Raw genomic sequence first — 6,542 nt, forward strand, 5'->3', positions numbered from 1 at the left:
TCTTTTGCCAAGATTGGTAAAGTAAAAGGATTTTTACATATGGCCTCCAATCCTCTAACGCGTTCATCTCATCATGCTGGAGATGATTTTGCCATTTTGCAAAAAGCGCGTGATGAAAAATTTTCCTTACAGAGATAATTATGCCGATTTTTACAATACATCGGCAGATCACCCATAGTGCCAGTGAAATGTTTGATCTGGTTTCAGATATTGAGCGTTATCCTGAATTTTTACCAATGTGTGAGTCTTTAATAATACGTTCTCGAAAAGAATATGGAAAAAAAATATTGCTTCTTGCGGATATGACCGTTGGTTATAAGATTATTCGTGAAACTTTTACGACTCAAGTATTTCTTCAGCCGGAAAAAAGTCTTATAGAAGTTAAATATATTGATGGTCCATTCAAATATCTTGAAAATCGTTGGGCTTTTCATGATATTGAAAATACCAATGCATGTAATGTAGAGTTTTTTATTGATTATGAATTTAAAAGTAAAACGCTTGGATTAGTGATGGGCTCAATGTTTGATATTGCGTTTCGTAAATTTACCGAGGCTTTTGAGAAGCGTGCGCATCAGATTTATGGCTCTACGGTAACATAGTCTATTCTGTTATTTTTTAACAATACGTATTGCTTAAACAGCGTGAAGGTGAAAACGGGTTTCCATCTTTACTATTTGTTTTTAATTCAGCTTTCAAAAGCATATTGAAGGAATATCATTTTAAATGATGAAGATGATGCACAGCTTCATGCTTTTGTTTTTCTCTTTTTTAATGGATGCACACTCGTTAAACGAAACGCCCAAATAGAACATGCTTGCGTCATACCCATTTCATAATAGTGCTCATAATAAATAGTATAGATTCTCGTAAAAGTATATAAAATCTACATCTGTACACTTATGAAGAAGTCCTCCTGCATCATTTATTTGCTATCTCTCAAGATGTTGCGCGCCAGCTCTTAGCACTTGAGAGAAGTACAAGTGTCTCTTTCTTTAATTATTTTATTTATACAGTTTTTTCTCTTGTGGCGTGTAAGTGAATAAATTTGATTAATTCAACCTACACAGGACTAAAGTGAGATAACTTTACGCTATTGAGATCTTTCATTTTCAAGTTGTGATACAATAAAATTTTTTCAAGATATTGACGATTATAGACTCGATGGCGAATAAAGAATTTTGAAATTAATATGGGGAATTCAGTGAAGCAATTCCAGAATCATTTTAAAAGCATTTTCAACAGTTGCATGGCGGATAGCATTGCGATTAAGATGAGAAAAGTGCATTTCTTTGTGCAGGGGGGAGTGGTTTTTATAAGCTACTGCGCAATGCACAAGTCCTACAGGTTTATCAAAACTTGCACCTCCTGGACCAGCAATTCCTGTTACAGAAACTGCAATGTCAGCTTGTGAATGTTTTAATCCGCCTTCAGCCATTGCAAGAGCAACTTCTTTTGAAACGGCACCATAGGTTCTTATAAGTTCAGCACAAACGCCAACAAGGCGTGTTTTGGATTCATTTGAATAAACAACAAATCCACAATCGAGAACATCTGACGATCCTACAATATTTGTGAGGCTTGCAGCAATGAGTCCTCCTGTACAAGACTCTACAGTTGTTAACAGCAAACCTTTTTGGCGAAAGGTATTAAGGACTTCATGTGCGTGTTTTTCACAAAGATATGTCATTGGGGAATTTCTCCTGAATAAAGGACGCTCGCTGTTGCAAGAGCAGCAATTCCCTCACCACGACCAATAAATCCAAGCCGTTCATTTGTTGTTGCTTTGATAGAGATTCGATCAGGTGTCATTGCAAGTATTGTCATAAGATTTTCTGTCATGGCATGACGATAGGGACCAATTTTAGGATTTTCAGCGATAATTGTGATATCAACATTGGCAATACGACCACCTGCTTGTTTTATAATATCAAGAGCATGACGGAGAAAAATTTCTGATGATACATTTTTCCATTGAGAATCAGAGGGAGGAAAATGTGTACCGATATCTCCAGCACCTTGAGTTGCAAGAAGGGCATCTGTTAATGCATGAAGAGCAACATCCGCATCGGAGTGTCCATTTAATTTTTTATGAAAAGGAATTTTTATACCACATAATATAAGAAAATCACCATCCTCAAAAGAGTGAACATCATAACCATTGCCGGTACGAATATCAGGAAATATTTGCATTTTCTTTTGGAGATATAAATGGGCAGTATTAAAATCTTCATGCCATGTAATTTTTATGTTGTTAGGATCCCCAAGAACGGTACGCATAGGAATTCCAAACCATTCGGCAATTGCAGAATCGTCAGTGAATTCTTGTTTGCAAGCTTGTTTTGCTTGTTTATGAGCCGCTAAGATATGTTCAAAGGGAAAACACTGTGGAGTTTGTGCTCTATAAAGATGGGTACGGGGAATTGTTTCTAAAACATGCTGATTATTTATACGTTTAAGGGTATCAGAGATGGGCAGAACAGGAAGAACACCTTCTTGAGGTGTGATAGTGTTGTGAATGTTATTAAGAAGCTTGTTTTCTATAAAAGGGCGTGCACCATCATGAATATGCACATATTGGGGAGCAAATTTTTTGAGTGCCTGAAGTCCATATAAGGTAGAAATTTGACGTGTATTGCCTCCTTCAACGATAATAAGGCGCTCTTTAAAATCGTCAATAGCTTGTTCACAGATTTGACGATCTTCTGGATGAATAACAAGAATAATTGTTGTGATAGCTGGATGCTGCAAAAAACAATGCAAGGTATGATAAATAATTGGCTTTTGTCCTAGAAGCCGATATTGTTTTGGAATTTTATGGGGAAATCCTGCTCTTTCACCGCGTCCAGCGGCTAATATTATTGCTGCAATAGAAATACTTAATCTCCTTGTATTATAATCTTAGTTTGCTTTTTTGTCATTAATTTTAAAATGATTTTGAAAGGGTGATCGTTGTAGATCAGCCAAGGATATCACTGATAATACCTCAAAAAAAGCATTTAATGCTTTTTGAAGTGCGGTATTTAAACCACAAAAATCAAACAAGGGGCAAGTTGGTTCTGCAGTATCGAAACATTCTGCGAGGGAAAAGTTGTCTTCTGTTACTTTCACAACATCCGCGACTGAAATCTCTGCTGCGGGTTTAGCCAATCTAACTCCACCATTGCGTCCACGCACTGTTTGGATAAAACCTGCTTGAACAAGCAGCTGAAGGATTTTAAATAAAAAAAGCTCTGAAACGGCATATGCTTTAGCAATTTCTGGAACACGACTGAGAGTTCCCTGATTATCTGCACAATACATGAGCATTCGAAGAGCATAATTTGTTTGTTTTGTTAATCGCATCTCATTTCCTTCGTAAAGTATTGTCGAACACAGTCTATTTTAAAGATATTTTGCAAAATGTAGAAGTTTTTTCTCGTTGACTATATTTGCCCTATTGTAAATGTAGTATTAGTATTGTCAATTTTTGCTACAAAAGGTTATATGATAATAATGAGATAAGGGTATGTAAGCTCATGACGAATATAACATCTGTGACGAATCTTCAAGACATAGATAAAAATACTTATAACGATGAGTTGTATCGTTTAAGTAAGGTATATATTTTTTTAGGGATTACAATTATTGTATTGGCTTTACTTACGGCCTCTGTTTCGTTCATTATTCTTATTGGCTTAACTCCTGTTGTTCCCAGTAGAACAGTAACCCTTATTCTTATAGGAATTAATAGTTTTTGGGTTTTAGGGCTTATTGTCATCGTTTTTTATGAGATGATTCCGATCATTCGTGCTTGGCGTTCAAGGCGTGCAGGCTCACGTCTTCATGTACGCCTTATTTCATTGTTTGCACTTGTTGCAACAATGCCAGCTGTTGCTGTAGCTCTTGTGTCAGGGCCAGCACTGAATTTGGGACTTGATCGATGGTTTGATACAACAACGCGGCAAATTGTGGGCTCTTCTATTGATTTAGCAAATGCTTATGCAGATGAAATGCTTCAAAATTTAAAAAATTTATCCTACGCGATGGCATTTGCACTTGATAACAAAAAACTCTTAGAACGTAATCCAGCTGAATATAGGATGCAATTGACGCGTCATGCTCTAGGACGCAATTTGCGTGGTGCATTTTTGTTAAGTTCTAGCGGAGCTATTTTTGTATCGAGCGCTCTTGGTGATGAAGATAAACTGCCAATTCCTCCTTCTCATCTTATTGAACGTGCAACCAGTGCGAGACCTTTTTCTTTTCAACCAGGCGTTCATGATTATTTTGGTATTATTTTAAAGTTTACCAATATTCCAAACACATTTTTATATTTGGTGCGTGACGTTGATAAAGGTGTTTTATCTGCTTTGCGTTTGACAGAAGTTAATACAGATCGTTATCGTGATTTAAATGAAAATCGCCTGCTGACACAGATTGCATTTGGTATGCTTTATTTGTGTCTTTTTTTTAGTTTATTCTTATCAGCCATTTGGGCTGCTATTGCTGTTGCTGATCGCTTAGTACGTCCTATTCGTCTTCTCATTAGTGCTGCCGATGATGTTGCTTCTGGAAATATGGAAATTTTCGTGCCAGTACGAGCAAAAGATGGCGATATTGGGCAATTATCCAAAACTTTTAATTACATGGTCAGTGAATTGAAAAGTCGGCGTAATGAATTGATTGCAGTGCGTGATCAAATTGATGAAAGACGGCGTTTTTCTGAAGCTGTATTATCGGGTGTAACAGCGGGAGTAGCAGGGATAGATGATAATGGTGATATCACCATTATCAATCGGTCTATTGAAGCGATGTTTGATATTCGCTCTGAGCACGTTGTTGGAAAAAGTCTTTTATCTTTAAGTGCTGAAATTTGGCAGGTTTTTCAGTTTGTGCGTTCATTGGATCGGAAAAACCATCGTGAGCAGGTCACTTTAAACGTTGCAGGAAAAGAGCGTGTCTGTAATGTTCAAGTTACGATGGAGGAGGATGATGGACAGGGGCAATCTTGGGTTCTAACAATTGATGATATTACAGACCTTGTTGCAGCGCAACGTACAGCGGCGTGGGCGGATATTGCGCGACGTATTGCACACGAAATTAAAAATCCTCTTACACCTATTCAGTTATCCGCTGAACGCATTCGTAAACGTTATAACAAAGCTATTACACAAGATAGAGAGGTCTTTGAGCGGTGTATTGACACAATTATTCGGCAGGTTGGAGATATTGGGCGTATGGTTGATGAGTTTTCCTCTTTTGCACGTATGCCCAAACCCAAAATGCATATTTTAGATATACGAGAATTGTTGCGCGAAGCATGTTTCTTGATAGAAGTGACGCGACATGATATTCATTTTGAGCAAGATTTAGGAACTCTACCACTTATGGGTGCATTTGATAACCGTCTCATTGTACAGGCTTTTTGCAATGTGATCAAAAACGCGAGCGAATCCATAGATTCAGTTATGCGAGAGGAAAATATTCACGGTCATATTCTTGTCCGTTCTTATCATCAAGAAGAATGGGTGGTTGTGGATGTTGTTGATAACGGAAAAGGACTTCCTAAAGAGCAAAGACAAAAGTTATTAGAACCTTATATAACAACACGGGAGAAAGGAACAGGACTCGGGCTGGCCATTGTGCGCAAAGTTATTGAAGATCACGGTGGTTCCATGGAGCTTCATGATGCACCGGAGAGTTTTTATGAAGGTCGTGGTGCGATGATCCGTTTGATGTTTCCGACGGTTGGGGGTAAGCAGGGTAGTATTATACAAGCTATAAATCATAAGATAGGGGAATAGTATGGTATCAGATATCTTGATTGTTGATGATGAAGCGGATATTCGTGAACTTGTTGCTGGTATTTTGGATGATGAAGGCTATGAAACGCGTGTTGCTTGTAACTCTGATGAAGCATTAGCTCAAATTAGTGAACGTATTCCAAAGCTCATTTTTTTAGATATTTGGTTACAGGGGAGTCGCCTCGATGGTTTAGCACTGCTTGATGAAATTAAAACACACTATCCAGCTCTTCCGGTCGTTATGATCTCTGGTCATGGTAATATTGAGACGGCTGTTTCCGCTATAAAGCGAGGAGCCTATGATTTCATTGAAAAACCTTTTAAAGCTGATAGACTTGTATTGGTTGCAGAGAGAACACTTGAAAATTCAAATTTAAAACGTGAGCTTTTAGAATTGCGAAAACGTTCGAACGAGACATTAGAGTTGCTCGGAAAATCGACAGTTATAAAAAATTTGCGTCAAATCATAGAAAAAGTAGCACCAACCAATAGTCGCATCATGATAACAGGTCCTTCAGGGGCAGGAAAAGAGACTGTTGCACGAACTATTCATGCGCTCTCCACGCGTTCGAATGGGCCATTTGTTACAATAAATGCTGCAACGATTACTCCGGAAAGAATGGAAATAGAGCTGTTTGGCAGCGAAATGGAGGGAAGAGAGCGTAAAATCGGTGCCTTAGAGGAAGCCCATGGCGGAATACTTTATCTTGATGAAATTGCTGATATGCCACGTGAGACTCAAGGTAAGATTCTTAG

At 37.9% G+C, this 6,542-nt stretch carries 6 protein-coding genes and 1 pseudogene; 4 read left to right on the forward strand and 3 right to left on the reverse strand.

Annotation, left to right across the window (positions count from 1 at the left end; all coding sequences use genetic code 11):
* Nucleotides 1-138: pseudogene (locus tag ACFIO3_RS06960) on the forward strand (lipoyl synthase); the annotation flags it as partial.
* A 2-nt stretch (nt 139-140) separates the two neighbouring features.
* Nucleotides 141-602 carry a type II toxin-antitoxin system RatA family toxin gene (locus ACFIO3_RS06965; RefSeq protein WP_273791149.1) on the forward strand — a complete coding sequence of 154 codons (462 nt, stop codon included), beginning with the start codon at nt 141-143 and terminating at the stop codon, nt 600-602.
* A 599-nt stretch (nt 603-1,201) separates the two neighbouring features.
* On the opposite strand, the gene ACFIO3_RS06970 is transcribed toward ACFIO3_RS06965, so the two are convergent.
* From ACFIO3_RS06970 to rirA, 3 genes are read right to left on the reverse strand one after another with little or no spacing between them, the layout of a single operon-like run.
* Nucleotides 1,202-1,690, reverse strand: coding sequence for a CinA family protein (locus ACFIO3_RS06970; RefSeq protein WP_375704241.1), 489 nt, complete (start codon nt 1,688-1,690; stop codon nt 1,202-1,204).
* Nucleotides 1,687-2,877, reverse strand: coding sequence for a bifunctional 2-C-methyl-D-erythritol 4-phosphate cytidylyltransferase/2-C-methyl-D-erythritol 2,4-cyclodiphosphate synthase (locus ACFIO3_RS06975; protein WP_375704243.1), 1,191 nt, complete (start codon nt 2,875-2,877; stop codon nt 1,687-1,689). Before ACFIO3_RS06975 ends, ACFIO3_RS06970 begins: the two co-directional genes overlap by 4 nt.
* Nucleotides 2,878-2,901: 24 nt before the next feature.
* The gene (rirA, locus tag ACFIO3_RS06980) at nt 2,902-3,345 is read right to left on the reverse strand and encodes an iron-responsive transcriptional regulator RirA (RefSeq protein ID WP_375606245.1); all 444 of its coding nucleotides are present in this window, start codon (nt 3,343-3,345) and stop codon (nt 2,902-2,904) included.
* A 173-nt stretch (nt 3,346-3,518) separates the two neighbouring features.
* On the opposite strand from rirA, the gene ACFIO3_RS06985 reads away from it, so the two are divergent.
* Both ACFIO3_RS06985 and ACFIO3_RS06990 read left to right on the forward strand, forming a co-directional pair.
* Complete coding sequence (locus ACFIO3_RS06985; RefSeq protein WP_375606244.1) at nt 3,519-5,786, forward strand: ATP-binding protein; 2,268 nt, start codon at nt 3,519-3,521, stop codon at nt 5,784-5,786.
* 1 nt (nt 5,787) lies between these two features.
* Nucleotides 5,788-6,542 (forward strand): sigma-54-dependent transcriptional regulator (locus ACFIO3_RS06990; protein WP_375704242.1); only part of this gene is annotated, 755 nt, incomplete at its 3' end.

This window comes from Bartonella sp. AD328YNZD (genome assembly GCF_042196425.1).